5 protein-coding genes and 1 pseudogene are annotated in these 2,717 nt (G+C 64.8%); all 6 read right to left on the reverse strand.

What is annotated here, in order from left to right; genetic code table 11:
* Window positions 1-124 (reverse strand): annotated as a pseudogene (locus JCM19049_RS20400) (acetyl-CoA C-acyltransferase); the annotation flags it as partial.
* Window positions 121-771, reverse strand: a complete 651-nt coding sequence (locus JCM19049_RS11155) for a CoA transferase subunit B (RefSeq protein ID WP_054821626.1) — start codon at window positions 769-771, stop codon at window positions 121-123. The pseudogene JCM19049_RS20400 and the gene JCM19049_RS11155, both read right to left, overlap by 4 nt.
* Window positions 772-773: 2 nt before the next feature.
* The gene (locus JCM19049_RS11160) at window positions 774-1,478 is read right to left on the reverse strand and encodes a CoA transferase subunit A (RefSeq protein WP_054821627.1); all 705 of its coding nucleotides are present in this window, start codon (window positions 1,476-1,478) and stop codon (window positions 774-776) included.
* A gap of 158 nt (window positions 1,479-1,636) precedes the next feature.
* Window positions 1,637-2,215: a hypothetical protein gene (locus JCM19049_RS20405; protein ID WP_306420787.1), complete on the reverse strand. Its 579-nt coding sequence runs from the start codon at window positions 2,213-2,215 to the stop codon at window positions 1,637-1,639.
* The gene (locus tag JCM19049_RS20410; RefSeq protein WP_279403028.1) at window positions 2,110-2,349 is read right to left on the reverse strand and encodes a hypothetical protein; all 240 of its coding nucleotides are present in this window, start codon (window positions 2,347-2,349) and stop codon (window positions 2,110-2,112) included. Before JCM19049_RS20410 ends, JCM19049_RS20405 begins: the two co-directional genes overlap by 106 nt.
* Window positions 2,271-2,651, reverse strand: coding sequence for a hypothetical protein (locus JCM19049_RS20415; RefSeq protein ID WP_279403026.1), 381 nt, complete (start codon window positions 2,649-2,651; stop codon window positions 2,271-2,273). The genes JCM19049_RS20410 and JCM19049_RS20415 overlap by 79 nt, the downstream gene beginning before the upstream one ends.
* Window positions 2,652-2,717: the final 66 nt, after the last annotated feature.

Consider the following 2,717-nt stretch of genomic DNA (forward strand, 5'->3'; position numbering starts at 1 on the left):
CCCCGGCGCGTTCCAGGGCCGCCTTGGCCGCGTGCGCCCCCAGCTCGGAGGCCTCAACGCCGGCCAGTGCGCCGTTGAAGCGCATGAAGGGGGTGCGGGCATATCCGGCGATCTTTACACTCATGCTGCCTGTGACTCCTCAAGGTCGATGCTGAACTTTGCTGCGGTGATGTCTTTGATTGATTCCGGGCTTTCGCCCTCTGCCAGGCGGCGCAGGATCAGCCGCCCGTCTTCGATGTCGAACACGGCGCGGTCGGTAATGATCCGGTCCACCACGCCGACGCCGGTCAGCGGCAGGTCGCAATGTTCCACGATCTTCGAGGTGCCGTCCTTGGCCACGTGGTCGGTGATCACGATGACCCGCGGGGTGCCGGCCACCAGGTCCATGGCCCCGCCCATGCCCTTGACCAGCTTGCCGGGAATAGTCCAGTTCGCCAGGTCCCCGTTGCCCGCCACCTGCAGTGCGCCGAGGATGGCGGTCTGCACGTGGCCGCCGCGGATCATTCCAAAACTGGTGGCGGAGTCGAAGAAGCTGCCTCCGGGCAGCACGGTGACGGTCTGCTTGCCGGCGTTGATCAGGTCCGCATCCTCCTCACCCGCGTAGGGGAAAGGCCCCATGCCCAGCAGGCCGTTTTCGCTTTGCAGCTTTACCGACACGCCTTCGGGCAGGTTATTGGCCACCAGTGTGGGGATGCCGATCCCCAGGTTGACGTACTGCCCGTCCACCAGCTCGCTGGCGGCGATGGCTGCCATCTCATCCCTGGTCCACATGCTCATGCCTCCTGCCGCAGCCGCACGGTGCGCTGTTCGATGTCCTTGATCTGGTCCGCTTCGACCAGGCACTGCACGAAGATCCCCGGAGTGTCCACCAGCTGCGGATCCAGGTAGTCCTGCTCGATGTGCTCGGCCTCGGCGAACGTGTACCTCCCGGCCATGGCGGCCAGCGGGTTGAAGTTCCGCGCGGTCATCCGGTACCGCAGGTTGCCTTCCGCGTCCGCCTGGTGGGCGCGCACCAGGGCGATGTCGGCAACGATTCCACGTTCGAGGATGGCCGGCTTCCCGTCGAACTCCATGACCGGTTTCCCCTCTGCCACCGGGGTGCCCACACCGGTGGGCGTGTAGAACGCCGGGATCCCGGCACCCCCGGCGCGCAGCCGTTCGGCAAGGGTGCCCTGGGGAACGAACTCCACCTCGAGCTCGCCGGAAAGGAACTGCTGGGCGAACAGCTTGTTTTCACCCACGTAGGAGGCCATGACCTTGGCGACCTGCTGATTTTCGATCAATAGGCCCAGGCCTTTGCCGTCTACCCCCATATTGTTCGACACGATGGTCAGGTTCCTCGCCCCGGAATCGCGCAGTGCCGTGATCAACCGGGTGGGTATCCCGCTCAGACCGAAGCCGCCGACCGCGATGGTCATCCCGTCCTGGACGACCTCGGCCAGGGCCGCTGCGGCGTCTTGCCGGTACTTGCTTGCCATGGTTTCCTCCTACGTCCACCTTGTGGAAACGCTCGTCATTACCAACGAACCTAGCCAAGACAGCGAAGCGCCTCAATAAATGGAGCCCAAGTGCTCGATGGATGAAGAAAAGAGGATCTATCGTCCACAATATGAACAGCAGGAAAGGCAGGAACAGGCTATGCGCTGTCTTCTTCCAGCAGCTGCAGCAGACACTGCTCATCGACGCTCAGGTACTTGCGCGCTCGCCGGCGCTTGCGCTCACCGCGCAGGTCCTCGAGCTTCTCGGGGTCCCCGGCCAGCTTCAGCACCCGCGGGGCGATATAGGCCTTGCGCGCCGTGGACTGGGTGTTGCCCAGCACCGAGGCGGCCTGCTTCACCGCCTCGCGTTCAGCACGCGTCAGCTCCCGCTGCGGGCTGGCGCCGTCAACCTCGGCGTCCAGCAGGGAGGCGAAGGCCGTCAGCGTTCCGCCCCAGGTGCGAAAGTCCTTCGCCGTGAACTGGCTGCCCATGTTCGTATGCAGGTATTCGTTGACATGCTCACTGCGCACCGAACACAGCTGTCCCTCATCATCGGTGAAGCGGAAGACTTCATAGCCGGGCATCTCCCGCAGCTTCTTCACGAAGCGGGCCATCTGCGCGTCCTCGATCGTCACCGTCTGGTGCTGTCCGCTCTTGCCGTTGAAATCAAAGGTAACGCTGGTTCCCTTGATGCGGGTATGCCGCCGGCGCAGCGTAGTCGCCCATAGGAGCGATATTGCCGGGCATATTTCGGGGTGCCGATGCGCAGGTACCCCTTGTCCAGCACCTTGATCACGCAGGCGACCACCTTCTCGCGGCTGGTTCCGCGCCGCTCCATGTCCGCCGCCACCTGTTTGCGCAGCGCCGGCAGGGCTTGGCCGAACTCACTGAGCTTGGCGAACTTCTCCTCTTCGCGGCGGCGCCGAAACGAGGGTGGTAGATCGCCTGACGCCGTCCGGCGTCATCGACCCCGCGGGCCAGCACCTTGGCGCTGGGGGAAGCGGAGATCTGCACGTCATGCCAGGCCGGCGGAATGACCAGGGCCTTGATGCGTTCCAGCTCCTCGGGATCGGTGATTTGCTCCCCGCGCTGCAGATACACGAACTCTCCGCGCCGCAGCTGCCGCGAAATCTGCAGACGACCGCGCCTGCGGCGAACGGAACCACGCGCCACCGTCCCACCTCCTTGCCCCGAGCATTTCGCGCTCAGGCTACCGAATCGGTGCCCGCCGTCCCGCCG

This window comes from Arthrobacter sp. JCM 19049 (assembly GCF_001310435.1).